The following is a 23789-nucleotide window of genomic DNA, read 5'->3' on the forward strand; positions in this document are numbered from 1 at the left end:
TGGCAGGTGTACGAGGGTCAGACGTTGTAGATGTCGGTCTTGTAGCGGGCCAGGTTGGCCGGGTCGCGGAAGAACTCGATGGTCTGCTCCAGGCCCTGCTCCAGGGAGAAGGCGGGGGCCCAGCCGGTGGCGGCGCGCAGCCGGGTGGCGTCGGCGACCAGGCGCATCACCTCGGAGTTGGCCGGGCGGATGCGCTGCTCGTCCTCCTTCACCGCGACGTCCACGCCCATCAGCTTGCCGACCAGGGTGACCAGGTCGCCGACCGAGATCTCGCCGCCGGTGCCGGCGTTGAAGGTCTTGCCGACCACGGCCTCCGCCGGGGCGGTGCCGACCGTGCGGAAGGCGTTGGCGGTGTCCTTGACGAAGGTGAAGTCGCGGGTGGGGCGCAGGTCGCCGAGGGTGATCTCGGTCTCGCCGGCCGCCAGCTGGGCGATCACGGTGGGGATGACGGCGCGCATCGACTGGCGCGGGCCGAAGGTGTTGAACGGGCGCAGCGTGACGACCGGGGTCTCGAAGCTGGCGTGGTAGCTGTCGGCCAGCCGGTCCCCGCCGGCCTTGGAGGCGGCGTACGGGGACTGGGTGTTGATCGGGTGGTCCTCGGTGATCGGCACGGTCTGCGCGGTGCCGTAGGTCTCGCTGGTGGAGGTGTGCACCAGACGGGGGATGTCCAGGTGGCGCACGGCCTCCAGCACGTTCAGGGTGCCGGTGACGTTGGTCTCGATGTACGAGTGCGGGGCCCGGTACGAGTACGGGATCGCGATCAGGGCGGCCAGGTGGTAGACCGCCTCGGTGCCCTTGACCAGGCCGTTGACCGAGCCCGGGTCGCGGACGTCGCCGAGGACGATCTCGACCGACTCCAGCACGTCCTTGGGGAGGGTCTCCAGCCAGCCGAAGGACGAGAAGGAGTTGTACTGGACCATGGCGCGGACCTGGTGGCCGTCGGCGACCAGGGTTTCGACGAGGTGGGAGCCGATGAAGCCCTCGGCTCCGGTGACGGCGACGCTGCTCATACGTGAATCGCTTTCTGTTCTTCGGGGACGGCCGGGCGGGGACGGTGCGTGGTGGCCCGGCGCTGTGTCGGTGGTGTCCGACGGTTCAGCGGTGCTTGGTGGTGCGGCCGAGCACGGGCCCGGCGATGGCGGTGAGGAGGGCCGCCGCGCCCCCGCAGCCGATCAGCTGCAGGACGGTCGGATCCACACCGGTCAGCAGCCCGGCGCACTCGGCGCCGGCGGCTGCCAGACAGATCAGGGCGGTGCTCCAGCTGAGCCCGAAGGCGTTCAGCAGCAGCGCCAGCCAGAGCGAGCCGCCCAGCAGCAGCAGCGCACCGAGCTCCGGGACGCCGAGCGCCGGGGCGCCGGGCCAGAGCACGGTGGCGGCGGCGTCCAGCGCGGCCACGGTGGTGAGGTAGATGAACAGGCAGCCCAGCAGGATGCCGCCGGTGCGGCGGGTGAACGCGGCGGCCGTGTGCGTGGTCCGCAGTGCGGCCACGGCCATCGCCCGGTAGCGGAAGAGCAGCCACTCGGCGAGTCCGAGACTCAGCGTCAGCGCGATCATGGCCGGCCCCGTCGGGCTGGCGGACGCGCCTTCGGTGGCCCCGGTCCGGACCGCCTGGTGGACGGTGGCGCCCAGACCGGCGATCAGGGTGAGCGTGCCGACCGCCAGCCCGAACAGCAGGTGCGGCAGCTCGTGCAGGACCGGCAGCTTCAGCTCGGTGGCGTCCTGCTCGCTGCGCAGGCAGCGGAGGATCTCCCGGGCGGCCAGCCCGACCGCAAGCCCGAGCGAGGCCAGCAGGACGACCGTCCGGGCCAGTTGCGGCACCTCCACGGCCAGCACCACCCCGGCTCCGACCGCCGACGGCGCCAGTGCGACCAGCAGGAACTTCTCCCGCCCGAGCACCAGCAGTACGGTGGCCGCCGCCAGGTAGCCGGACTGCCCGGCGGCGAAACAGAGCGCGCCGAGCGGGCCGCCGACCACGTACCCGGTGGTGGCCGCGACCAGCGCCCCCACCGGTGCGCCGACGGCCAGGCAGCGCCCGGCCGCACGGCGCCGGCCGCGGCCCAGCCAGGCGTACGAGCGGTGCGCCAGCGCCTGGTTCCAGGACCAGCTGACCAGGGTGGACAGGGAGAGCGCGAGCATCCCCGAGGGGAGGCCGAAGCGCATCCGGGTGGCCGCGAACAGGTTGGCGCCGAGCAGGTAGCCGAGGCCGGGCAGGGCGAAGACCAGGCCGCGCACCACGCAGCGCCAGGGATCGGCCCGCCAGGGGTTGGCGAACTCGGCGCTCGGGCCCGGGTAGCGGCGCTCGACCCGCTCGAACAGCTCCTCGGCGACGGTGAACGCGTCGGGGCGGCCGTACAGCAGCCCGGCCTGCTCGTCGGAGAGACCGTCGGACTCCAGGAAGGCCGCGATCTCGTAGGGGTGGACGGCGTCCGCGCAGACGTCGGCCAGCCGCTCGGCGAGTTCGTCCAACGGGTCGGGGGAGAGGTCGAGCTGCTCCTCCGGCACGGCCGTCTGCGCGGGCGCCGCCGGACGGCGGTTCCTGCGGGGGAGGGTGCGAAGCTGCACGGTCTGCTCGGCCCAGTCGGAGCCGGCCTCGTCCGGGACGAGGCGGAGGGGCCCGCTCACGCGCCCACCTCGCTGCGCTCGGCGGCGGCCACGGGCTCCCACGCGTCGGGGACTGCGTCCGTCACCGCGACGACGCCGTTCGGCAGCCAGCGGGCGGTGCCCAGCAGCTCGGTGTAGATGCCGCGGAAGCCGTCGATGTTCTGGCGGAGCGTGAACTGCTCGATCACCCGGAGCCGGGCCTGCTCGCCCAGCCGGGCGCGGCGCTCCGGGTCGCGCAGCAGCTCGACGGCGGCGGCGGCCATGGGTTCGGGTTCGCGCGGCGGGACGACCAGGCCGGTGTCACCGACGGCCTCGCGCACGCCGCCGACGTCGGTCGAAACGGTGGAGCGGCCGCAGGACATCGCCTCGATCAGGGTGAACGGGAAGCCCTCGCTGATGCTGGAGAGCATCACCACGTTGCCCGCCGCGTACGCGTCGGTGATGTCGGCGACGCGGCCCTCGAAGGCCACCGAGTCGGCTATACCGAGCTCGGCGGCCAGGGCTATGCAGCCGTCACGGTAGGCCTCGCCGCCCTTGGGAGTCCCGCCGAAGAGCCGCAGCCGGGCGTCGGGTATCTCGCGGCGGACGATGGCGAAGGCCCGGATCAGCGTCTCGAGGTCCTTGATCGGGTCGACCCGGCCGGCCCAGCTGAGCGTGGGCGTCTCGGGCTCGGGCCCGGCGGGCGGGAAGGCCGCCGGGTCGACGCCGTTGTAGACGGTGCGGATGTGTGCGGACGGCGTGCCGCCGCGCTCCTCCCAGCGCCGGTTGTACCGATTGCCGGGGGTGACCAGCGCGGCCCGCCGGTAGCTCTCCTCGGCGAGCATCCGGTAGAAGCCCAGCAGCAGCGCCTTGACCGGCCAGCGGTACGGGCCGGTGCGGTAGCCGAGGTAGCGTTCGCGCAGGTAGATGCCGTGCTCGGTGAGGAGGAACGGTACGCCGTACTGCTGGGAGGCGATCAGCCCCGGCAGGGTGGCCAGGCCGCCGCTGGCCGCGTGCGCGACGCCCTCCTTGGGCGGTTCGACCGAGAGCGGGCGCAGCGCGTGCTCCAGCAGGTCGGTGGCGTTGAGCGCGTCGTGCAGCGTGGGCCGGGAGACGGCGGTGGAGAGGTAGTCGCGGGTCCAGACGTGCTGGAGGGTGCGCAGGGCGCGCTCGCTGCGCAGCGCCGGGCTGAGCAGCCCGCGCCGGGCGAGGTCGGCGAAGCCGTACAGCTCGGTGCCGAAGTGGGTGGTGTAGACCGGGTCCAGGATGGAGTGCAGGAAGCGCTCGTACGCGTTGAGGAAGCGGCGCATCTCCTTGCCGCGCGGGGCTCTGCCTTCGGTGGCCGGGCCCCAGAGTGGTGCGGTCGTGACGGAGCGCACGTTGGCGGGCAGTTCCCAGGCCAGCGGTTCGTGGCCGGTTCCGGTGACGGCGATGACGTCGAAGTCGACGTCCGGCATGCCCTGGACGAGCTGGTCGCACCAGACGCTCACGCCGCCGTGCTGGTGCGGGTACGTCCCCTCGGTGAGCAGGGTGACGCGCATGGTCTTCCCCCCTCCTGTCCTTGCGTCAAGCGCCCGGCCTGGCGGCCGGGTCGGGTGCCGGTGGCGGGGCCGGGGGACGGCCCGGCCCCACCACCGGTATCACCTGTTCAGCGGGTGCCGGTCTGGCCGGCGGTCTTCTTGGCGGGGTCGGCCTTCCCCCCGGAGGCCTTGCCGTTCTGGGCGCCGCCCTTGGCGTTGCCCTGGGTGGTGCTCTTTCCGGCGGCGCCCTTGCCGGTGGTGACGCCCTTGCCGGCCACCGGTGCCCCGCTGCCGGGGACCAGCACCGGCGCGTCGGTCCGGGCGGTGTCGCCGGGACCGGCCGGGACGGCGTCGGCGGTGCCCTGCGGCACGACCTTCTTGTCGGCCGGCGCCGGGGCGGTCACCGACTTGGCGGCGATGCTCGGCGCGACGGCCGGGGCCGCGGCCGGGGCTGCGGCCAGCTTCAGCGTGACCGTGCTCTGCAGCGCCGCGGGCTTCACCCAGCCGGACAGCGTACCGGCGTAGGCGGTGCCGAACGCGGTCGAGCCGATGGACAGCTTCTGGGTGGTGCCGGTGGGCATGGTGGCCTGGATCTGGACGCCGGCCGGGGCGGACACCGTCACGGTGTCGCCGACCCGGTACGCGGTGACCTGGCCGGCGGCGACGGCCGCGTTCCAGGCCGCCCGGCGCTGGAACTCGACGCCGATGTCCTTCTGCGCCAGGTTCACGATCGGGGCGTTGTCGGCGTGCAGCGAGCGGTAGGTCGAGAGGACCTTCTCCAGCACCGGGTAGACGATCCGGTCCTCGGACAGGTTCGACTGGTGGATGAAGTGCGGCCGCGGGTCGTTGCTCAGCACGTGGCCGAGGTCGATCCGGGCCTCCAGCGGCACGATGTACGACTGGTAGCCGGTGTTGACGTCCAGCGGTGCCGGCAGGCAGGTGGAGTTGGCGTTGTTCTCGCAGACGCCACTGCCGCCGTTGGCCGCGCTGGTGTAGATCCAGTTGTACTCGTCGGTCTCCTCCTTCGCCGTGGCGGCGTTGTAGAAGACGTTCATCGGGTACCGCGGCACGGTCAGCGTGGACGAGCCGACGGCCCGCTGGGCGGGCTCGCGGGAGGCGTCGCTCGCGGTCCACTTGACCCCGTTGGCGGCCAGCGAGGGCGCCAGGTACGGGTTGTCGCTGGTCTCCTGCGGGGCGGTCAGCAGGCCGGAGTGCTCACCGGTGACCAGCTCGGTCTTGTCGACGGTCAGGTGGTGCGCCGCGGCCCAGTCGAGGTTGTTCTTGACCTGGGACGTGATGGTGGCCTGGTCGACCCAGACGGTGTTGCCGGTGGCGTCCTTGGTGCACTTCCACGGCACCACCGAGACGTCCTGCAGGCAGCCCAGGTACGGGTGCGTGTAGGTGTGGTTGACCCACCGGTAGCTGGCCTGGTCGGCGATCATCTGGTCCGCCACCGGGTCGGTGGTGGCCGTGTGGTCGGCCTTCCAGTCCTCGCTGCCGCCGCCGTTGAACACCATGTCCATGGTGAAGTTGTTGGCGGTCTGCCACTGCTTCGCGTACTGCGCGTCGGCGACCGTCATCCGGATCGGGTCGGCCGTCTCGGGGGTGCCGGGCGGGCAGGTGACGTCGCCGGGGGTGCACTTGAGCACGGTGTCCCAGCGGTCGTCGGCCAGGAAGACGTCGTCCACGTGGGCCGCGAAGTAGTTGCGGTCGTAGCCGAGGTGGACGCCCTGGGTGATCCAGTCGACGATGCCGCGGGCCAGCAGCCGGTACTGCTGCTGGTACTGGTTGTAGACGAAGGTGACGACCAGTTCCTTGCGGCCGTCGTGGCTGTACTCGCCGACCAGCGAGCCGCGCGCGGTGGAGCCCGGGATCGGGGCGTCCACCAGCGGCGTGAACGAGGCACCGGCCGGCAGGGAGGCCAGGGGGGTGGCCAGGTAGCCGTAGCTCTCGTCCACCGACGGGTCGTTGTCCTCGAACGGGACGGCGCCCTTGAGGTAGCCGAACGGGCCGGCCAGGCCGGCACCGGTGACCTGCCCTTGGACGCCGTCCAGCTTGCCCATGTAGCCCGGGTCGGCCGCCCAGTTCAGGCCGACGTCAGGCTGGGCGTAGGTGTAGGCGTCGACCTGGCGGACGCCGAACGCGGCCTCGTAGGTGGCGAGGGCCGTCATCTCGGCGGAGCCCGCCGCGAACGGGTTGTTGTTGGGCATCACGATGCCCTGGTACTTGCCCCGGGGCTGCCCGTTGACCGTGTCGCTGAGGAAGGCGGCGTCGATGACCGGGCGGTTGGCGTCGTTGAGGTCGACGAGCTTGTACGGGGTGCCCTGGCTCTTCAGCTCGGCGGCGACGGCCGCCGTCGCGGGCCCGCCGTCACTGATCACCAGGACCGTGAGGTCGATCCTGGGGGCCGTGCCGGCACCGTGTGCGAGGGACGACTGCAGGCCGCCGGCCAGCAGGACTGCTGCCGCGCACGCGGCAACTCTTCGGGTCGCTCGACCCATGTGGTGTTCCTCCCCTGGGCAGGGCGCTCCGCTGCTCGGCGCTCTCCTGCCCTGTCGCTGTTCGCGGGCAGCAGGCTGCCCGGCGCCCATCCTGGTGGATACTCCGCACCGATTGGGACCAAATGGGCGGGAGTGCAGCGAATCTGTTACCAACGTTCATGGCGATGCCATGAAGGCGCTGATTGTGGCCGGAACTGCACCCTCGGCGCAAATAATGAATTGAAAATTAAAAACCGGAACCTGAGCGTAACTGCTGCTCACCGACCGTGTAGCGGGGGTGGGGCCGCCGCGCCCTACACTGGCGGCGTTGCGCATGACACTCTCGCACATCCCGCGTTCCGCCGGGCAGGTTCATGCAATATCGCGCTGGGTTGTGCCATGTCACAGTCCGAATATCCAATGGAGGCCACCGCGTGACCGAGCAGCAGACCGAGACCGCCGCTATCCAGGCCACCGGGAAAGCGGCTCAGACGTCGGCGCAGGGCGCCCGGGAGGCCGCCGCACAGGCCCGGAGTCTCGGCCTGCGCGGCGCCGCCAACGCCCGCGATCTCGGCGGCTACCGGACGGCCGACGGCCGGGTGCTGCGGCACGGCGTCGCGCTCCGTAGCGACGGCCTCAACCGGCTCACCGACGAGGACCTCGGCCTGCTCGGCTCGCTCGGCCTGCGCCAGGTGGTCGACCTGCGCAGCCTCGACGAGGTCCGCGAGGCCGGCCCCGACCGCGTTCCCGGCCTGCCGGTCGCCGAGATCGCGGCAGCCGAGCTCTCCGCCGCCCCGATCACCGTGGAGCGCACCACCCCGGACGGCGTGACCCTGCACCACCTGCCGGTCTTCGCCGCCGACTTCGACATCTACGTCGCCCTGCGCGACGCCCTGGCCGACCGCAGCCCGGAGAAGCAGCGCGCCCTGCTCGGCGACGGCAGGGCCACCGCGATGATGACCGGCCTCTACCGCTGGTTCGTCACCGACCCGGTCGCCCGCGAGCGCTTCGCCACCGTGCTGCGCCTGCTGGCCGCGCCGGACGGCCCGCCGCTGCTCTTCCACTGCTCGGCCGGCAAGGACCGCACCGGCTGGACGGCCGCGGTGCTGCTGACCGCCCTCGGGGTGGACCGGGAGACGGTCTTCGCCGACTACCTGCTCACCAACGAGCGCTCCGCCGCGATCGTCGAGACCATCGTCGACAGCTTCTTCACCCGCGGTCTGATGCAGGAGCCGGAGCTGCTGCTCCCGGTCTTCCGGGCGGAGCGCGCCTACCTGGAGGCGGCCTTCGAGGAGGTCGCGGCCGGCTGGGTCACCTTCGAGAAGTTCTGGCAGGACGGCCTGGGGCTGGACGACGAGGTGCTGGCGGGCCTGCGGGCCAACCTGCTCACGGCGCCCTGACCCTGCGGCTCCGCCCGGTCCTCAGGCTCCGCCCGGTCCTCAGGCCCCGCCCGGCCCCTCGCCCGGCCCGGCCGGGGCCCGGCCGCTCAGCCCTCGCTGATCAGGCCCTCGCGCAGCTGCGTGAGGGTCTTGGTCAGCAGCCGGGAGACGTGCATCTGCGAGATGCCGATCTCGTCGCCGATCTGCGACTGGGTGAGGTTGCCGAAGAACCGCAGCATGATGATCCGGCGCTCGCGCGGCGGCAGCTTGGCCAGCAGCGGCTTCAGCGACTCGCGGTACTCGACGCCCTCCAGCGCGAGGTCCTCGTAGCCGAGCCGCTCGGCCAGCGGGCCGTCGCCGTCCTCCTCGCCGGGGCTGGAGTCCAGCGAGCTGGCGGTGTACGCGTTGCCCACCGCGAGGCCCTCGACCACGTCCTCCTCGCTGACGCCCAGGCAGGTGGCCAGCTCGGCGACGGTGGGGGAGCGGTCCAGCCGCTGGGCCAGCTCGTCGCCGGCCTTGGTAAGCGCCAGCCGCAGCTCCTGGAGCCGCCGGGGCACCCGGACCGACCAGCTGGTGTCCCGGAAGAAGCGCTTGATCTCGCCGACGACGGTCGGCATCGCGAAGGTGGGGAACTCCACCCCGCGCTCCGGGTCGAACCGGTCGATCGCCTTGATCAGGCCGATCGTGCCGACCTGGACGATGTCCTCCATCGGCTCGTTGCGGCTGCGGAACCGGGCCGAGGCGTACCGGACCAGCGGCAGGTTGAGCTCGATCAGGGTGTCGCGGACGTACGTGTGCTCGGTGCTGCCGGCCTCCAGGGCGGCCAGCCGCAGGAAGAGCGAGCGGGAGAGCGTCCGGGTGTCCAGCCCGGCGCCGGAGGTGGCCTCCGCGGGCGGCTGGGCCGCCGTCAGGGCCTGCTCCGCTGCTCCCGGCGGGGCGTCGGGGGCGGGCGGGGCTTCGGCCTGGCCCCGCTGGACCGGGATCAGGTCGACGGCGACCGTCGTGCCACTGGCCTGACCACCGTGGATCTCCGCAGCGCCCAGATCTCCGGACATGCACCCACCCCCTTGTGACTGACACGTGAACGGGCGCTGTCGCGCGGAGGTTCCCGGCGACGCCCTCCCCCTCCATACCGGAACACGGTCCCCGGCAAACCCGAACGTCGCAAGACGTCACGCGCCGGTAACGCGGAGCAATCTCGGGGCCGATTGCCTTTTCGCGGTGTTCTGCCGGGATTGTGATGGTCAGTCTTCCCAGGAATTGCCGGTCCGAAGCCTGGTCAGGATTCGGGACAACAGGCGCGAGACGTGCATCTGGGACATTCCCAGCTCGGTGCTGATCTGCGATTGCGTCAGATTGGCGAAGAACCGCAGCATGACGATCCGCCGTTCCCGTTCCGGCAACTGCACCAGGAGGTGGCGGACCATGTCCCGGTGTTCGACCTCGGCGAGGGCCGAGTCCTCGTAGCCGAGCCTGTCCAGCAGGGCGAGCCCGCCCTCGTGCTCCTGCGCGGCCTCCAGCGAGGCCGCGTTGTACGCCCGCCCGGCGTCCAGGCAGGCCCGGACGTCCTCCTCGGGGATGCGCAGGCTGGCGGCGATCTCCGGCACCTTGGGGGTGCGGCCGTGGACCACCGTCAGCTCCTCCATCGCGCCGCTGACCTGCACCCAGAGCTCCTGGAGCCGGCGCGGGACGTGCATGGTGCGGACGTTGTCCCGGAAGTACCGCTTGATCTCGCCGAGGATGGTGGGCAGGGCGTAGGTCGGGAACTGGACACCGCGCTCCGGGTCGAACCGGTCGATCGCGTTGATCAGGCCGATCGTGCCGACCTGGACCACGTCCTCCATCGGCTCGCTGCGGCTGCGGAAGCGGGTGGCCGCGTAGCGCACCAGCGGGATGTTGACCTCGATCAGGGCGGCCCGGACCCGCTCCCGCTCGGGGGCGTCCGGGGGCAGTTCGGCGAGCCGCTCGAAGAGCACCCGGGTCAGGGTCCGGACGTCCACCACGGGGCGGCCGCCGGGGCCGCGCAGGCTGTCCGGGCGCAGTTCGCCGGCCGGGCTGATGATGGCGGCCAGGACCTCGTCGGGCGGCATGGCCTGGGTCGACGGCTGGGGTTGGCTCACGGTCTGGCTCAGGGTCTGGCTCTGAGTCGGGCTCGGGCTCGGGCTCGGGCTCTGGTTCGCGGGCCGGGTCGGGCTCTGGGGCTGGTCCGGGGGCTGGCTCTGGGTCGGTGGCTGGGTCCGGACCGGTGGTCGGGGCGGTGGCTGGGTCCCGGCCGGTGGCCGGGCCCGGGCCGGCGTGTGGGCCGGGGGCTGGGCCGGACCTCGGGCGGATGGTGCCGGCGCCGGTGTGGCGGCCGTCGTACTGGTCTGTGCAGCGCCCGGCCCGGTATCGGTTCCCGGCGCGCTCCCTGGTGTCCGCACGGACACGTCACCCCTCCCAAAGTCGACAATGGTGGGACTTGCGGATCGGGTGTCGCGTCTCGGTGCACCACCTCGCCATGTCCGGCAAAACCGGTCATAGCATCACAAGGCGGGCGCAGGTCGGGCAAGCACCACACAGAGGTGTGTTGGTGGTGTGGTGGCGTTTCATCAGGTCTCCCGGCGGGGGCGCGGAAGGACCGTTCCGGGACACGGCAAGGCGCCCCGCCCGGGTCTCGGGAGGGGCGCCTGGGGCCGTCCGGGGGATGTCCCGGGATCAGACCTCGATGTCGGCGATCACCCAGGTGGCGAACTCGCGCCACTGGCCGGCCGCGGCCTGGTGGGCCGGGTGGGTGAGGTAGGCCTGCAGCGCCTCGCGGTCCTCGACCAGGCTGTTGATCGCGTAGTCGTGGGCGATGTCGCGCTCGGTGGTGTTCCAGCCGCACTCCCACTCGCGCAGCTCGGGGATGACCGGGCCGAGTGCCTCGAAGGCCTTGGCGCCGGCGAGCGCGCGCTCGTCATCCTTGCTGACGCCTTCGTTGAGCTTGAACAGGACCAGGTGCCGGATCACGATGCCGCTCCTCGCGGACGGGGGTTGAGGGACGGGCCCACCGTAGCCGGTGCCGGAGGAGCTACTTCACCAGCCCGGTCATGAAGGTGCCGATCGCCTTGGCGGCGTTCGAGATGCCCTCGAAGCCCAGCTGGACGAGTTCGGCGGCGCGGGCCGGCGAGGTGATGATCGTGTAGAGCACGAAGACGAGCAGGAGAACCATGCCGATCTTCTTCGCCTGCGCCATCGGGTGACCTTCCTCCCTGCTGTGGGCCGCCGCCATTCGGTCCCCGAGCGTCCCTCTGCATTGGGCAGCTTATCGACCGGACGGCCTATCAAGTGTGCGACGCGTTCACCCGGCGGGACGAAGGTCCCCGCGACTGGGGCCTTTCTCCGGGTGCCCGCGAGCGAGGCGTCGAGCAGGATGGTTGATGTGCCGAGGATCTGGCAGGAATCCCCGGTAGATGGATCCGGAGCTCCCCGCTGTGGGACCGGTGCCGCGGCTTCCCCCGACGCGGCCCCGGTTGTGGGACTCCGCCGGGGGAGCGGTTGTTCCCCCCGAACCGCTCCCCCTTCGAAGCTCCGTACTCGAAGGGCGTTGGTGGTCATCGGCCCCGGGTTCGGAGCCCTTTCCGCGTATGAGGGTGCGCGGAAACGACGAGGGCCCCGTCCGGTTCGGACGGGGCCCTCGTGTTGCTGGCGGTAGCGGTGGGATTCGAACCCACGGTGGAGTTGCCCCCACACACGCTTTCGAGGCGTGCTCCTTTGGCCGCTCGGACACGCTACCGAGGGGAACTCTACCGGACGGGTGGCGCCGTCACGAAATCCGTATCGGGGCGGCCGGTCCCGAGGGTGTCGGGCCGGGTGTTCAGCGTGGGGGCGCGGCGGTGGGGGTTCGGTGCTCGGGGTTCGGTGCTCGGGGTTCGGCGGTGGGGGTTCGGCGGTGGGGGTTCGGCGGTCGGGGTTTCAGCGGTGGGTGTCGAAGAACGCGCGGAGCTGTTCGGCGCAGTCGTCGGCGAGGACGCCCCAGACGACCTCGGGGCGGTGGTTGAGCCGGCGGTCGCGCATCACGTCGAAGAGCGAGCCGGCGGCGCCTGCCTTCTCGTCGAGGGCGCCGTAGACCACCCGGTCGATCCGGGAGAGGACGATGGCGCCCGCGCACATGGTGCAGGGCTCCAGGGTGACGACGAGGGTGCAGCCGCTGAGCCGCCACTCGCCCTCCCGTCGCCCGCCACCGTCCTTGTCCGGCGCGCTTCGCGCGGCCCTCCGCAAATTCGCGGCGGCGTCGCGGATCGCCACCACCTCGGCGTGGGCGGTCGGGTCGCCGACCGCCTCGCGCTCGTTGTGGCCGCGTCCGATCACCTCGCCGTCCGGACCCAGGACGAGTGCCCCGACCGGGACGTCCCCGGTGGCCGGCGCCAGTGCGGCCTCGGCGATGGCGAGGCGCATCGGCGCCGCCCAGCGGTCGCGGACCGGGTCGGGGCGGACGGGGGCGGGAAGCGGGGCTATCCGCGGGACAGCCCGGGGGGCTTCCTGCGGGACTGCCGGGCTGGCGGACGCGGGCTGCATGGCATCCAGTGTCCGGCATCCGGTGGCGGGCACCGGTCGCCGCCGGCCGTTACCGGACCGACTCCAGGACCTCGCCACAGCCGAGGGCCTCGGCGATCTCCTCCAGGGCGTCGCCCGGAACGGCGCCCTCGCCGCTGAGGGCGAGCAGCTCCTCGGAGGGCAGCCCGAACTCGGAGAGCAGGTGGGAGTCGCCCAGCGGGCCGACGGGGACGCCGCCGCGGGTGCCGGCGTCGTCCTCCTCCTGCTCCTGTGCCTCCTCCTCTTCCTCCAGCTCGGCGACGAGGTTGTCGAGGTCGCCGAACTCGCTCTCGCCGGCCTGGTCGACCAGCTCGTCGGTGAGGACGGAGCCGTACGAGCTGCGGGCGGCGGCGGCGCCGTCCGACACGAAGATCCGCGGGTCCTCCTCACCGTCCACCCGGACGACGGCGAACCAGACGTCCTCCTGTTCGATGAAGACCAGGACGCTGTCGTCGTCCTGGGCGGCCTCGCGGGCCAGGTCGGCCAGATCGGCCAGGGTTTCGACGTCATCGAGTTCCGTCTCGCTCACATCCCACCCGTCCTCGGTGCGAGCAAGCACTGCAGCGAAGTACGCCACCAGGGACACTCCCAAGATCTCGGTCTCGGCTGTCGGCGCGCTCGGGCAACGCGGAATCTGGCCGCCCCCGCGCCAGAGGCGGTCCGCTGTTCGGACCGTCCCATCGGAATCGTGACAGAAAGCCCGGCTTTGCGGGGGGTGTTCGGCAGCGCGTCTTCGCAGGTCGTGTCGGAAGGGTTGGCCGGGAGCCGGTGAAGGGAGGCCGGGCCGGCCGGGACCGCTCGAACGGCGGCCGGACGGCACCGGGAGGGGGTGGGAGGCCCGTCAGATCCGGAAGGTTCGCATCCGCATCGCTTCGCGCATCCGGCGTTCCTTGGTGCGGCGGGGCTGCACCCGCTCCCGCAGTTCGCGAGCCTCGGCGAGCTCGCGCAGGAAGACAGCCCGCCGCTTACGGCGTTCCGCCTCGGTCTCCGGATGCTCCGGGGGTTGGTCCGAGCGCCCGCCCGACGGGCCCGCGAGCCCGTCCGCCGAGCCGTCCCCGGTCCTCGGGTTGCTCGTCATAGGACGTGACTTTCCCAGATCGGCCCGATTGATACCACAGGAGGCCGTTCCGTCCGGACATTCGCGGTGCGTCACGGCGTGTCACGGCAGAGTGACCGCGGCCCGCCGCGGCGTGTCGTACGGGCGTCCGGGCCGGGCTAACCTCGATGCATGCGGATCCACGTCGTCGACCACCCCCTGGTCGCCCACAAGCTCTCCACCCTGCGCGACGAGCGCACCGACTCGCCGACCTTCCGTCGCCTGACCGACGAGCTGGTGACCCTCCTCGCGTACGAGGCCACCCGGGACGTCCGCACCGAGGAGGTGGAGATCACCACGCCGGTGGCGGTCACCACCGGCACCCGGCTCAGCTACCCGCGCCCGCTGGTGGTGCCGATCCTCCGGGCCGGCCTCGGCATGCTGGACGGGATGACCCGGCTGCTGCCGACCGCCGAGGTGGGCTTCCTCGGCATGGTGCGCAACGAGGAGACCCTGGAGGCCTCCACCTACGCCACCCGGATGCCGGACGACCTCTCCGGCCGCCAGGTGTACGTGCTCGACCCGATGCTGGCCACCGGCGGCACGCTGGTCGCGGCGATCCGGATGCTGATCGAGCGGGGCGCCACCGACGTCACCGCCGTGGTGCTGCTGGCTGCGCCCGAGGGCGTCGCGGTGATGGAGAAGGAGCTGGCCGGCCTGCCGGTCACCGTCGTCACCGCCGCGGTCGACGAGCGGCTGAACGAGAACGGCTACATCGTCCCCGGCCTGGGCGACGCGGGCGACCGTCTGTACGGCACGGCCGGCTGACCCCCTGTACTGACGAGGAGAGCCCCCCGGCACCGTGCCGGGGGGCTCTCGTACGTTCGCGGGCGGCCGGCGGGCTCAGCAGCTGCCGGTGGTGCTGGGGGTGGGCGAGGGCTTGGTGGCCAGGGCCAGTGCGGCGGCGGCCTGGGTCTCGTCCAGCAGGGTGTTGTAGCTGTCGCCGACGACGACGTCCACGCTGTTGTCGGTGCGGGCGTCCGTGGTGACGGTGGCTCCGGCGATCTGCGAGCTGATCAGGGTGGCGGCGCCGGCGCCGGCCGGGCCGGCGATCACCACGGCGGTGCCGGGCACCTTCTTGTCCAGCTCGGCCGGGGCGTTGCCCTTCTTGTCCACGGTGAAGCCGCGCTTCGTGAACTCGTCGGCCGTTCGCCCGGCCAGGCCGGACTTGGTGGTGGCGTTGAAGACGTTCAGCTTGAAGCCGGCCGGCTGCGGGATGGCGTGCGGGTCGCCGGCGGGGGCGCCCGGGGCGCCCGGGGACGCGTCCGGGGTGGGGGCGGGTGCGGCCAGCGGTTTGCCGGACGGGGACGCACAGGCCTGGGCGGAGGCGTTCTTGCCCTTGCCGGTGAAGATGTCGTAGAGCTGGACGCCGCCGAGCGCGATCAGCGCCAGCGCGAGCAGCGAGCCGATCAGGGCCATGACCTTGCGGCTCTTCTTGGGCGGCCGGCCCAGCCGTGGATAGCTGTTGCCGGTGATGCGGTACTGCTTCCCCTTCAGGCCTTGGGGAGTCAACATGCTCACGGTTTGTCTCCCCCTCGTGCCAGGGCGGGGATCGGGTGACGGGTCGGCCGGGTTTGGCGTTCGCCGTGGTCGCGGCCGTAGTCAGCAGACTAGTGCCGGACGGCTGCGAAGGTACTAAATGATCATCATCTGGAGTATGCCGGTACCCGAAAGGAGGTATCCGGGTACGAACGGACCGCCCTCCGGCGGATGACCGGAAGGCGGTGCGAGGGCGCGCGTGAGCGGCCCGTCACTCCATTTCGAGGACGCGGGCGTGCAGCACCTGGCGCTGTTGCAGCGCGGCGCGTACGGCCCGGTGCAGCCCGTCCTCCAGGTAGAGGTCGCCGTGCCACTTCACGACGTGGGCGAAGAGATCGCCGTAGAAGGTGGAGTCCTCCGCGAGGAGGGTCTCCAGGTCGAGTTGGCCCTTGGTGGTCACCAGCTGGTCCAGCCGCACCGGGCGCGGGGCGACGTCCGCCCACTGGCGGGTGCTGGTCCGGCCGTGATCCGGGTACGGCCGCCCATTGCCGATGCGCTTGAAGATCACACGGAAAGCCTACCGTTTGGGCGGCGGATGGCGCAGCAGCGGCGGCCCCGCCACGCGCTCCGGTGCGAGCTGCGGGCGGACGAATGCGGCTGTTTCATGGGAAATGTCGCGAACATCGTTCCTCAGCTCTCCCTCTGGAGTGTGCCCGATGTCCACCGCCGAGCCGCCGTCCTCCGCCGTCGTACCCGATCAGGTGCGGGAGATCGCCGACGGATACGCCTTCACCGGGCCCGCCCTCGACCTCGGCGCGGTGCTGCTGGACGGCACCGCCTACCCCGCTGCCCCGGTGCGGATCCCGCTCGGAGTGCTCAACCGGCACGGGCTGGTGGCGGGTGCCACCGGCACCGGCAAGACCAAGACCCTCCAGCTGATCGCCGAACAGCTCTCCGCCCAGGGCGTGCCGGTGTTCCTGGCCGACGTCAAGGGCGACGTCTCCGGCGTCTGCGCACCCGGCGCGCCGAGCGCGCGGACGGCCGCCCGCGCGGCCGAGGTCGGGCAGAGCTGGTCGCCGCAGGGCTGCCCGAGCGAGTTCTACGCACTCGGCGGCCTGGGCACGGGCATCCCGATCCGGGCCACCGTCACCAGCTTCGGCCCGCTGCTGCTCGCCAAGGTGCTGGACCTGAACGAGACCCAGGAGGCCTCGCTCGGGCTGGTCTTCCACTACGCCGACCGGAGCGGCCTGGAGCTGTACGACCTCAAGGACCTCACCGCCGTCATCACCTTCCTCGCCTCGCCGGAGGGCAAGGAGGAGCTGAAGGGCATCGGCGGGCTCTCCGCGGCGACCGCCGGAGTGATCCTGCGGTCGCTCACCCTGCTGGAGAACGAGGGCGCGGGGGCGTTCTTCGGCGAGCCGGAGTTCGACACCGCCGAGCTGCTGCGGACGACCGACGGAGGCGCCTCCCACCCGGAGGGCGGGGGAGGGCGGGGCATCGTCTCGGTGCTGGAGCTGCCCGCCGTGCAGGACCGGCCGCGGCTCTTCTCCACCTTCCTGATGTGGCTGCTGGCCGACCTCTACCAGGAGCTGCCCGAGGTGGGGGACGTGGACAAGCCCAAGCTGGTCTTCTTCTTCGACGAGGCGCACCTGCTGTTCAAGGGCGCGTCCAAGGCCTTCCTGGAGGCGATCACCCAGACCGTCCGGCTGATCCGCTCCAAGGGCGTCGGGATCTTCTTCGTCACCCAGACGCCGAAGGACGTGCCGCGGGACGTGCTGGCCCAGCTCGGCAACCGGGTGCAGCACGCGCTGCGGGCCTTCACCCCGGACGACGCCAAGGCGCTCAAGGCGACGGTCTCGACCTTCCCCAGGTCGCCCGCGTACGACCTGGGGGAGGTGCTGACCTCGCTCGGCACCGGCGAGGCGGTGGTGACGGTGCTCTCCGAGAAGGGCGCGCCGACGCCGGTGGCGGCGACCAGGCTGCGGGCGCCGCAGTCGCTGATGGGGCCGGTCGAGGCGGGGGCGTTGCGGGCGGCGGTGGACGCGTCCGCCCTGACGGCCCGGTACCGGGACGCCGTCGACCGGGAGTCGGCGTACGAGAAGCTGGCGGCCCGGGCGGCGCGGCCCGAGGCGGCGCCGGTGCCGGCTCCTGCTCCGGAGACTGCTCGGGAGTCCGCTCCGGCGTCCTCGCAGGAGCGGGCGCCGTCGGAGTCGCGTCGGCAGGAGCGGGAGGAGAAGGACGGCGGCGGGCTGCTCGGGTCGTTGCTGAGCAACCCGGCGCTCAAGTCCTTCGCCCGCTCGGCGGGGACGCAGCTCGGGCGGGAGATCTCGCGCAGCCTGTTCGGGACGTCCCGGCGGCGGCGCTGACGTCCCTTCGCCCGGTCGGGCGGCGGTCAGCCGGACAGGGCGGCGCCGATCCGGTCCAGCGAGGAGAGCCGCATCAGGCCGTAGTGGTAGAACTCGACCTCCGGCACGCCCAGCTCGCGCAGGGTGGCGATCTTGGCGGCGAGGTTGGCCGGGCCGTCGCAGTCCGAGGCCATCGGGCGCAGGATCACCGCCATCTCCTGGGGGCGGACGCCGTGCAGGGCGAACGCGGCGATCTTCTCGCGGACGGCCTCCGGGGTCTTCGCGTAGCCGAGCGTCTCGATCTGGTCGGCGGCCTTCGTGAGCGCGGGCAGGTCGATGCCGGAGAGCCAGCCCTTCCCCGGGCCGCCGCCGTCCATGAAGCTCAGCCGCATGCCGTGCCGCCGCGCCTCCGCGGCCACCTCGGCGGCGAGCGAGGTCACCGTCGCGGCGGAGGCGTCCACGTAGGCGGCGAACGCGCCGCCGGCCAGTTCGTCCAGGGCGCCCGGCTCGGCGGCGGCCGCGTCGTCGGCCAGCCGGCGGCGCACTTCGGTGCGGACGGCGGCGGCCACCTCGTCGGCCGGTACGCCCGCGCGGCCCGCGGCCGTGCGGCAGTGGTCGCAGAAGCAGATCCCGAGCAGGGCCTCGGCGACGGGGCCCGGCTCCTCGAAGTAGCGCTCGTGGTGGTAGCCGTGGCGCAGGCCGTGGAAGTGCAGCGACTCGGCCCGGATCGCGTCCACCCCGTACCGGGCCAGCTCGCCGACCAGGGTCACCGCGTACTCGCGGACCTCCGGGCCGGCGGGGCAGAGCTCGGTGAGGTAGCGGTCGCCGAAGGCGTTGGCGGGGGCGCAGTCCGGGTGCTCGAAGCCGAGCCGGTCGTTGTGGCAGAAGACCGTCCACGCATGCAGCTTGAGCCCGCGGCGGCGGGCCTCGGCGGCGGCCTCGGCGAAGGGGTCGCGGTCGCCGATCGCGGTGGAGGGGGCGGGCCGCAGCCGGCGGCCGGCCCAGCGGGCCGGGTCGGGCCGGAAGTAGGCGGCGCCGGGCTCCAGGTAGCGGATCACCCGGTGCGGGTTGTGCGGGAAGACGTCCCGGGCCTCGTGGTAGACCGAGGCGAGGGTGACGCCGCCGACGCCCGCCCGGTCGGTGAGGTTGCCGAAGAAGGTGTCGGCGCCTTCGTCGAGCAGGTCGGTGGCGAAGGCGAGGACGGACGACTCCACGGTGCGGCTCCGGAGCAGGGGGGCGGGTGCCCTCTCACGCTAGCCGCCGGGGGTGGGTTGGTCTAGACCTGGCTGGGGTGGGCGGGTGGTGGCTCAGAGACCGAGGTCGTCCAGCTCCTTGAGCAGGGCGGAACGGGGGCCGGTGGCCTGCAGTGCGGCGGCCTGCCGTGCGGCGGGCGCGGGCGCGGGTGCGGTGGCGGGCTTCGGGCCGCGGTTGCGGAAGAGCCAGGCGCCGCCCAGCCCGCCGATCAGCCCGCCGAGGTGGCCCAGCCAGCTGATCCCCGGGTCGCCGGGCACCACGCCGAGCAGGACGTACGCGTACGCCGCCGCGACCACGACGCCGATCACCGCGTCCAGCAGGTTGCGGTCGAGGAGGCCGCGCAGCACCACGTAGCCGAAGTAGCCGTAGACCATGCCGCTCGCGCCGACCGTCACCGCCTCGGGCCGCTCGAACAGCCAGACCGTCAGGCCGCCGGTGAGGAGGACGACCAGGGAGACCCAGAGGAACTTCTTCATGCCGCGGTAGGCGGCGAGGAAGCCGAAGGCGAACAGCGGCCAGGAGTTGGCCTCGATGTGGTCCCAACTGCCGTGCAGCAGAGGCATGGTGAGAATGTCGGGCAGCTCGTCCAGGCGTTGCGAGCGCAGGCCCCACTCGCGGGAGAGCCCGTAGTCGTCCGTCCAGTTCACCAGCTGGACCAGCCAGAGGACGGCCAGGACGCCGAGCATGGTGAAGAGCGCTTGTCGGGAGTCGGCGAGCAGGCGGGCGGTTTTGGAGGCCATGTCCCGACTCTAGGACGGGGTGGCCGGTGGCGGCACCCCACTACAGTGAATCGCGTCATTCAGCCTGAGCTGCGCCGCGCAGCCCGCCGAGAGGTGACCCTTCATGAGTGTCCGTCCGCCGCTGCCGTACGAATTCCTGCCGCAGGTGCCGTCCTTCGCTCTGACCAGCGAGGACATCGCCGAAGGCGGCACGCTGGCCAAGGAGTTCATCCACGCCGGCGGCAACCTCTCGCCGCAGCTGGCCTGGTCGGGTCTGCCGGCGGGCACCCGGTCCATCGCCGTCACCTGCTACGACCCGGACGCCCCGACCGGCTCCGGCTGGTGGCACTGGCTCGCCCTCAACCTGCCCGCCGGCACGGCCGCCCTGGCGCGCGGCGCGGGCTCGTCCGATGCCGACCTGCCGGGCGACGCCTCCTTCCACGCCCGCAACGACTTCCCCGGCAACAAGTACGACGGGGCCGCCCCGCCGCCCGGCCCGGCCCACCGGTACGCGTTCGCCGTGCACGCGCTGGACGTGGACGCGCTGGACGTCACCGCCGAGACGCCCGCGGCCCAGATCGGGTTCCACATCACCTTCCACACGCTGGCGCGTGCGGTGATCACCGCCGAGTACGGGGTCTGAGATCATCATCGGATGAACGAACCGGTCGAGGTCTGGCGGCTGCCCGAGCAGGAGTTCAGGGCGGGCCGCCGGGCCTTCGGCTGGACGGTCGGGCCGGGCGGCGAGCTGGTCGTACTGGTGGTGTCCGATGAGAACCTGTCGGAGCCCCACGGTTGGATGCGCCTCGACCTGCCCTGCGATGCCGAGTTGGTGACGGTGACGCCGGAGGGCGAGTGGCGGATGCCGCTGCGCGGTGTCGGCGTGCACCCGGACCACCTGGCGCTGCTGCCCGGCGGCCGGACCCTGGTGGCGTGTGCGGGTGCCGAGGAAGAGCCGGACGGGTGGGAACGCAACGCCGTCGTGTACGGGCCGGACGGGACGCCGAAGCGGGAGTTGACGCTCGGCCACGACATCCAGGCGCTGGTGACCGACCGGGCCGGTCTGATCTGGCTGGTCTACGGGGACGAGGGCGTCTACGGCGGCCACTTCGCCTCGCAGACCGGGCTGCACGGGATGGACGCGGCCGGCCGTACGGTCTGGAGCCCGCAGCGGGGTGAGCTGCCCGCGTACCCGCTGGAGGGGCTCGCCGCCGCCACCGAGGGCCGGGCGGTCTGGCTGGCCTGGTACCCGGACACCAAGGGGAGCTTTCTCACCCGGATCGACCCGTCGGGCGCGGCGGCGCTGTCGCTGCCGCTCCCGGCGCGCGAGCCGGTCGGGTTCGCCGTTGGCGGCGAACGAGCGGTCTTCCTCCTGCGTTCGGCCGGGCTGACGTGGTGCGAGCTCGTGGGCGGGGTGTGGAAGGAGCGTCGACGGGCCGGGCTCCGGCTGCCGGGCGAGCTCGACCGGACGCGGGCGTACGGGCGGGACGGCGTGCTCTGGTTCCGGATGGGGAACGGCTGGTACCGGGTGGCGGCCTAGCTGCCGCTGTTCGCACCGTCCGCGTTGTCGACCGCCCGGTTGGCGCGGGCGGCGAGGGCGCGCAGGTGGGTGTTCATCTCCGGCGGCTCGTGCACCTCGAACTCGCAGCCCAGCATGAGCAGGCGCATGGCCAGGTATTCGAGGGAATCCGCCCGGGAGCGGATGAGGCAGCTCTGCTCGTCGATCGCCTCGACCGAGGAGTCGTTGTTCCGGGTGAGCCAGCGCTCGACGTCGGCGGCCGGCGTGTGCAGGGTGGCGACCAGGGTGTACGTGGGGCTGAGGCGGCGGAGTTTGCTCGCCACGTACGCGGCGGCGTCCTCGGCGGGGAGCTCGCGCGGGGTGGAGCGGGCGCCGGTGGCGAAGGGCTCGCTGATCCGGTCCACCCGGAAGAGCCGCCAGTCGTCGCGGTCGAGGTCGTACCCGACGAGGTACCAGCGCCGTCCGGCCGAGACCAGGCGGTTGGGCTCGACCTGGCGGCGGGTCTCGGCGCCGTTGCCCGCCCGGTAGCCGAAGCGGAGCCGCTCGCGGTTGGTGACGGCGTTGGCGAGCACGGTGAGGTCCTCGGGGTCGACGGTCGGCCCGTCCCCGGTGAGCAGCGGGACGGTGGCCGTGTTCAGCGCGCCGACCCGGTGGCGCAGGCGGCCCGGCAGCACCTGGAGCAGCTTGCCGAGCGCGCGGACGGACGCCTCCTCGATGCCGACCACGGCGTGACCGGCCGCCGCCCGGAGGCCGACCGCGATGGCCACCGCCTCCTCGTCGTCCAGCAGCAGCGGCGGCATCGCCGTCCCGGCCACCAGCCGGTAGCCGCCGATCGCGCCCATCGTCGCCTCGACGGGGTAGCCCAGTTCGCGGAGCCGGTCGATGTCACGGCGGATCGTCCGCGGGCTGACCTGGAGGCGCTCGGCCAGCTCGCTGCCGGGCCACTCGCGCGGGGTCTGAAGGAGGGAGAGCAGATTCAGCAGCCGTGCCGGTGTGTCCGTCATGACGACCAGGATGCCGGACAAGGAGGACAGGATCTGACCTACATGACCTCTACTGTCGCAGACGTGCCGAAGAGCGAGGTAGCGGAGGAGAACGTGATGGGTGCAGTGGATTCCGACCGGCGGAGGTGGATCGCGCTGGCGATCGTGATGACGGCCTCGTTCATGGACCTGGTGGACGTCACGATCGTGAACATCGCCGTGCCGAGCATCCAGGCGGACACCGGCGCCTCGTTCAGCGCGGTCCAGTGGGTGACCGGCGGCTACGCCCTGGCCTTCGCGATCGGGCTGATCACCGGCGGCCGGCTCGGCGACATCTACGGCCGCAAGCGGCTCTTCCTGCTCGGCATCGGCGGCTTCACCGTCGCCTCCGCGCTCTGCGGCCTGGCGAGCGGCGCCGAGATGCTGGTCGCGATGCGGGTGGTGCAGGGCGCGACGGCGGCGCTGATGGTGCCGCAGGTGCTGTCGATCATCCACGCGACCTTCCCGGCGGAGGAGCGCGGCAAGGTGTTCGGCATGTTCGGCGCGGTGGTCGGCCTCGGCGCCGTCTCCGGCCCGATGATCGGCGCGCTGCTGACCGAGTGGGACCTCTTCGGCCTGGCCTGGCGGCCGATCTTCCTGATCAACCTGCCGGTCGGCATCGCCGGGCTGCTGCTCGGCCGGGCGTTCATCGGGGAGTCCCGGGCGGAGAAGGCGCTGAAGCTGGACCTGCTGGGTGTGGCGCTGGCCAGCGTCGGCCTGCTGATGCTGATCTACCCGCTCACCCACGGCCGGGAGGCCGGCTGGCCGCTCTGGGGCTACCTCTCGATGGCCGGTTCGCTGCCGGTGTTCGCGCTCTTCGTGGCGTACGAGCGGATCAAGACGCGGCGGGACGGCTCGCCGCTGGTCGAGCTGTCGCTGTTCCGGGTGAAGAGCTTCGCGGCCGGCATCGGCGTGCAGCTGGCCTTCGGTGTCGTCTCCGGGATCTTCTTCCTGGTCTGGACGCTCTACATGCAGCTGGGCCTGGGCTGGAGCCCGCTGAAGGCCGGCACGACCGGCATCCCGTTCTCGATCGCGGTCTCGGTGGCGGCCGGGCTCTCGGTGCAGCAGTTGGTGCCGCGGTTCGGGCGGAAGGTGCTCCAGGCGGGCGCGTTGGTGATGGCGGCGGGCGTCCTGACGTACATCTGGGAGGCCGAGCGGTACGGGACGGCCATCGCGCCGTGGCAGATGGCGCTGCCGCTGGTGGTGATGGGCCTCGGGATGGGGCTGATCGTCGCGCCGATCACGGACGCCGTCCTGGCGGAGGTGCCGCGTGAGCACGCCGGCTCGGCATCGGGCCTGATCAACACGGTGCAGCAGGTGGGGAACGCGCTGGGGCTGGGCCTGGTGTCGGTCGCGTTCTTCGGCGCGATGCCCGAGATGCCGGCTCCGGCCGCGGTCGGGACGGCGTTCAACGGGGCGTTCGTCCACGCGATGTGGTGGGTCGCGGGGGTGCTGGTGGTGGTGTTCCTGCTGATGTGCGCGCTGCCGAAGCGGAAGGCGGCGCCGGCTGCGGACGCCGCGGTGGCGGAGGCGCCGGAGGAGCGGCAGCCCGTCCTGGTCTGACGGTCGGTGTGTGAGGGGCCCCGGTCGCGATGCGCGGCCGGGGCCCTCGTGCGCACACTGGGAGCGCGATGAGGCGGCAGGCGGTGGACTCGTCGGCGCTGCGCTCGGTCGGGTACGACGCGGCGCTGCTCGTGCTGGAGCTGGAGTTCACCAGCGGGCACGTCTACGTGTACGAGGCCGTGCCCGGCCGGGTGCACCGGGAGTTGATGGCGGCGGAGAGCCACGGGCGGTACTTCGTCCGGGAGGTCCGGGGGCGTACGCGTACCGGCGGCTGACCTG

Annotated in this window: 23 protein-coding genes and 1 tRNA gene; 7 read left to right on the forward strand and 17 right to left on the reverse strand. The window is 72.4% G+C overall.

Going from position 1 to position 23789, the window contains the following annotated elements; all coding sequences use genetic code 11:
- Positions 1-17 precede the first annotated feature (17 nt).
- The 4 genes from OG286_RS21165 to OG286_RS21180 form a co-directional block, all read right to left on the reverse strand.
- Positions 18-1010 carry an SDR family NAD(P)-dependent oxidoreductase gene (locus tag OG286_RS21165; protein ID WP_396324080.1) on the reverse strand — a complete coding sequence of 331 codons (993 nt, stop codon included), beginning with the start codon at positions 1008-1010 and terminating at the stop codon, positions 18-20.
- 85 nt (positions 1011-1095) lie between these two features.
- Complete coding sequence (locus tag OG286_RS21170) at positions 1096-2622, reverse strand: hypothetical protein (RefSeq protein ID WP_405365672.1); 1527 nt, start codon at positions 2620-2622, stop codon at positions 1096-1098.
- Positions 2619-4121, reverse strand: coding sequence for a GT4 family glycosyltransferase PelF (pelF, locus tag OG286_RS21175; RefSeq protein WP_396324078.1), 1503 nt, complete (start codon positions 4119-4121; stop codon positions 2619-2621). Before pelF ends, OG286_RS21170 begins: the two co-directional genes overlap by 4 nt.
- A gap of 107 nt (positions 4122-4228) precedes the next feature.
- Positions 4229-6601 (reverse strand): hypothetical protein, encoded by a 2373-nt coding sequence (locus OG286_RS21180; RefSeq protein ID WP_396324077.1) that lies wholly within the window; start codon positions 6599-6601, stop codon positions 4229-4231.
- A gap of 413 nt (positions 6602-7014) precedes the next feature.
- Here OG286_RS21180 and OG286_RS21185 point away from each other — a divergent pair, with 413 nt between their 5' ends.
- A complete protein-coding gene (locus tag OG286_RS21185) occupies positions 7015-7980 on the forward strand; it encodes a tyrosine-protein phosphatase (protein ID WP_396324076.1) in 966 nt (321 codons plus the stop codon).
- Positions 7981-8066: 86 nt separating this feature from the next.
- On the opposite strand, the gene OG286_RS21190 is transcribed toward OG286_RS21185, so the two are convergent.
- From OG286_RS21190 to OG286_RS21225, 8 genes are all read right to left on the reverse strand, one after another.
- Positions 8067-9014: an RNA polymerase sigma factor SigF gene (locus OG286_RS21190; protein ID WP_396324075.1), complete on the reverse strand. Its 948-nt coding sequence runs from the start codon at positions 9012-9014 to the stop codon at positions 8067-8069.
- Between the two features lie 189 nt (positions 9015-9203).
- Entirely contained in the window at positions 9204-10079 is an 876-nt protein-coding gene (locus OG286_RS21195; protein WP_396324074.1) for an RNA polymerase sigma factor SigF, read from the reverse strand.
- Between the two features lie 574 nt (positions 10080-10653).
- Complete coding sequence (locus OG286_RS21200) at positions 10654-10947, reverse strand: Dabb family protein (RefSeq protein WP_148643967.1); 294 nt, start codon at positions 10945-10947, stop codon at positions 10654-10656.
- Between the two features lie 61 nt (positions 10948-11008).
- Positions 11009-11173, reverse strand: coding sequence for a hypothetical protein (locus OG286_RS21205; RefSeq protein ID WP_174315669.1), 165 nt, complete (start codon positions 11171-11173; stop codon positions 11009-11011).
- Between the two features lie 450 nt (positions 11174-11623).
- Positions 11624-11713: transfer RNA gene (locus tag OG286_RS21210), tRNA-Ser, on the reverse strand.
- A 179-nt stretch (positions 11714-11892) separates the two neighbouring features.
- Positions 11893-12495: a nucleoside deaminase gene (locus OG286_RS21215; protein ID WP_396324073.1), complete on the reverse strand. Its 603-nt coding sequence runs from the start codon at positions 12493-12495 to the stop codon at positions 11893-11895.
- A gap of 49 nt (positions 12496-12544) precedes the next feature.
- Positions 12545-13090 carry a tRNA adenosine deaminase-associated protein gene (locus OG286_RS21220; RefSeq protein WP_396324072.1) on the reverse strand — a complete coding sequence of 182 codons (546 nt, stop codon included), beginning with the start codon at positions 13088-13090 and terminating at the stop codon, positions 12545-12547.
- 264 nt (positions 13091-13354) lie between these two features.
- Positions 13355-13591: a hypothetical protein gene (locus OG286_RS21225; protein WP_396324071.1), complete on the reverse strand. Its 237-nt coding sequence runs from the start codon at positions 13589-13591 to the stop codon at positions 13355-13357.
- 150 nt (positions 13592-13741) lie between these two features.
- Between OG286_RS21225 and upp the strand changes: the two genes are divergently transcribed.
- Positions 13742-14377 carry a uracil phosphoribosyltransferase gene (gene upp, locus OG286_RS21230; RefSeq protein ID WP_329488640.1) on the forward strand — a complete coding sequence of 212 codons (636 nt, stop codon included), beginning with the start codon at positions 13742-13744 and terminating at the stop codon, positions 14375-14377.
- 75 nt (positions 14378-14452) lie between these two features.
- Here upp and OG286_RS21235 read toward each other — a convergent pair whose 3' ends face one another.
- Both OG286_RS21235 and OG286_RS21240 read right to left on the reverse strand, forming a co-directional pair.
- Entirely contained in the window at positions 14453-15124 is a 672-nt protein-coding gene (locus OG286_RS21235) for a LytR C-terminal domain-containing protein (protein WP_405363741.1), read from the reverse strand.
- A gap of 235 nt (positions 15125-15359) precedes the next feature.
- Entirely contained in the window at positions 15360-15656 is a 297-nt protein-coding gene (locus tag OG286_RS21240) for a type II toxin-antitoxin system VapB family antitoxin (RefSeq protein WP_030061387.1), read from the reverse strand.
- Positions 15657-15804: 148 nt separating this feature from the next.
- Here OG286_RS21240 and OG286_RS21245 point away from each other — a divergent pair, with 148 nt between their 5' ends.
- The gene (locus OG286_RS21245) at positions 15805-17454 is read left to right on the forward strand and encodes a helicase HerA-like domain-containing protein (protein WP_396324070.1); all 1650 of its coding nucleotides are present in this window, start codon (positions 15805-15807) and stop codon (positions 17452-17454) included.
- Between the two features lie 26 nt (positions 17455-17480).
- Here OG286_RS21245 and OG286_RS21250 read toward each other — a convergent pair whose 3' ends face one another.
- A complete protein-coding gene (locus tag OG286_RS21250; RefSeq protein ID WP_396324069.1) occupies positions 17481-18647 on the reverse strand; it encodes a hypothetical protein in 1167 nt (388 codons plus the stop codon).
- A gap of 93 nt (positions 18648-18740) precedes the next feature.
- Positions 18741-19427, reverse strand: coding sequence for a rhomboid family intramembrane serine protease (locus OG286_RS21255; protein ID WP_405360447.1), 687 nt, complete (start codon positions 19425-19427; stop codon positions 18741-18743).
- A 103-nt stretch (positions 19428-19530) separates the two neighbouring features.
- On the opposite strand from OG286_RS21255, the gene OG286_RS21260 reads away from it, so the two are divergent.
- A complete protein-coding gene (locus OG286_RS21260; protein WP_396324067.1) occupies positions 19531-20049 on the forward strand; it encodes a YbhB/YbcL family Raf kinase inhibitor-like protein in 519 nt (172 codons plus the stop codon).
- Positions 20050-20061: 12 nt separating this feature from the next.
- Positions 20062-20946: a hypothetical protein gene (locus OG286_RS21265; RefSeq protein ID WP_405360445.1), complete on the forward strand. Its 885-nt coding sequence runs from the start codon at positions 20062-20064 to the stop codon at positions 20944-20946.
- On the opposite strand, the gene OG286_RS21270 is transcribed toward OG286_RS21265, so the two are convergent.
- Positions 20943-21929: a helix-turn-helix transcriptional regulator gene (locus OG286_RS21270; RefSeq protein WP_396324065.1), complete on the reverse strand. Its 987-nt coding sequence runs from the start codon at positions 21927-21929 to the stop codon at positions 20943-20945. The genes OG286_RS21265 and OG286_RS21270 overlap by 4 nt on opposite strands.
- Before the next feature lie 96 nt (positions 21930-22025).
- Between OG286_RS21270 and OG286_RS21275 the strand changes: the two genes are divergently transcribed.
- Both OG286_RS21275 and OG286_RS21280 read left to right on the forward strand, forming a co-directional pair.
- Positions 22026-23510, forward strand: coding sequence for an MFS transporter (locus OG286_RS21275; RefSeq protein WP_396324126.1), 1485 nt, complete (start codon positions 22026-22028; stop codon positions 23508-23510).
- Between the two features lie 68 nt (positions 23511-23578).
- Complete coding sequence (locus OG286_RS21280; protein ID WP_405360443.1) at positions 23579-23785, forward strand: KTSC domain-containing protein; 207 nt, start codon at positions 23579-23581, stop codon at positions 23783-23785.
- The last annotated feature ends 4 nt before the right edge of the window (positions 23786-23789 follow it).

Origin of the sequence: Kitasatospora sp. NBC_00039, from assembly GCF_045160625.1 — a bacterium.
Lineage (GTDB): Bacteria > Actinomycetota > Actinomycetes > Streptomycetales > Streptomycetaceae > Kitasatospora.

What these genes read in the sequence shown, in the direction of transcription:
- OG286_RS21165 (WP_396324080.1), bottom strand. Translation starts at nt 1,010, where the DNA reads ATGAGCAGCGTCGCCGTCACCGGAGCCGAGGGCTTCATCGGCTCCCAC.
- pelF (WP_396324078.1), bottom strand. Translation starts at nt 4,121, where the DNA reads ATGCGCGTCACCCTGCTCACCGAGGGGACGTACCCGCACCAGCACGGC.
- OG286_RS21180 (WP_396324077.1), bottom strand. Translation starts at nt 6,601, where the DNA reads ATGGGTCGAGCGACCCGAAGAGTTGCCGCGTGCGCGGCAGCAGTCCTG.
- OG286_RS21190 (WP_396324075.1), bottom strand. Translation starts at nt 9,014, where the DNA reads ATGTCCGGAGATCTGGGCGCTGCGGAGATCCACGGTGGTCAGGCCAGT.
- OG286_RS21205 (WP_174315669.1), bottom strand. Translation starts at nt 11,173, where the DNA reads ATGGCGCAGGCGAAGAAGATCGGCATGGTTCTCCTGCTCGTCTTCGTG.
- OG286_RS21215 (WP_396324073.1), bottom strand. Translation starts at nt 12,495, where the DNA reads ATGCAGCCCGCGTCCGCCAGCCCGGCAGTCCCGCAGGAAGCCCCCCGG.
- OG286_RS21225 (WP_396324071.1), bottom strand. Translation starts at nt 13,591, where the DNA reads ATGACGAGCAACCCGAGGACCGGGGACGGCTCGGCGGACGGGCTCGCG.
- upp (WP_329488640.1), top strand. Translation starts at nt 13,742, where the DNA reads ATGCGGATCCACGTCGTCGACCACCCCCTGGTCGCCCACAAGCTCTCC.
- OG286_RS21235 (WP_405363741.1), bottom strand. Translation starts at nt 15,124, where the DNA reads ATGTTGACTCCCCAAGGCCTGAAGGGGAAGCAGTACCGCATCACCGGC.
- OG286_RS21245 (WP_396324070.1), top strand. Translation starts at nt 15,805, where the DNA reads ATGTCCACCGCCGAGCCGCCGTCCTCCGCCGTCGTACCCGATCAGGTG.
- OG286_RS21255 (WP_405360447.1), bottom strand. Translation starts at nt 19,427, where the DNA reads ATGGCCTCCAAAACCGCCCGCCTGCTCGCCGACTCCCGACAAGCGCTC.
- OG286_RS21260 (WP_396324067.1), top strand. Translation starts at nt 19,531, where the DNA reads ATGAGTGTCCGTCCGCCGCTGCCGTACGAATTCCTGCCGCAGGTGCCG.
- OG286_RS21265 (WP_405360445.1), top strand. Translation starts at nt 20,062, where the DNA reads ATGAACGAACCGGTCGAGGTCTGGCGGCTGCCCGAGCAGGAGTTCAGG.
- OG286_RS21270 (WP_396324065.1), bottom strand. Translation starts at nt 21,929, where the DNA reads ATGACGGACACACCGGCACGGCTGCTGAATCTGCTCTCCCTCCTTCAG.
- OG286_RS21275 (WP_396324126.1), top strand. Translation starts at nt 22,026, where the DNA reads ATGGGTGCAGTGGATTCCGACCGGCGGAGGTGGATCGCGCTGGCGATC.
- OG286_RS21280 (WP_405360443.1), top strand. Translation starts at nt 23,579, where the DNA reads ATGAGGCGGCAGGCGGTGGACTCGTCGGCGCTGCGCTCGGTCGGGTAC.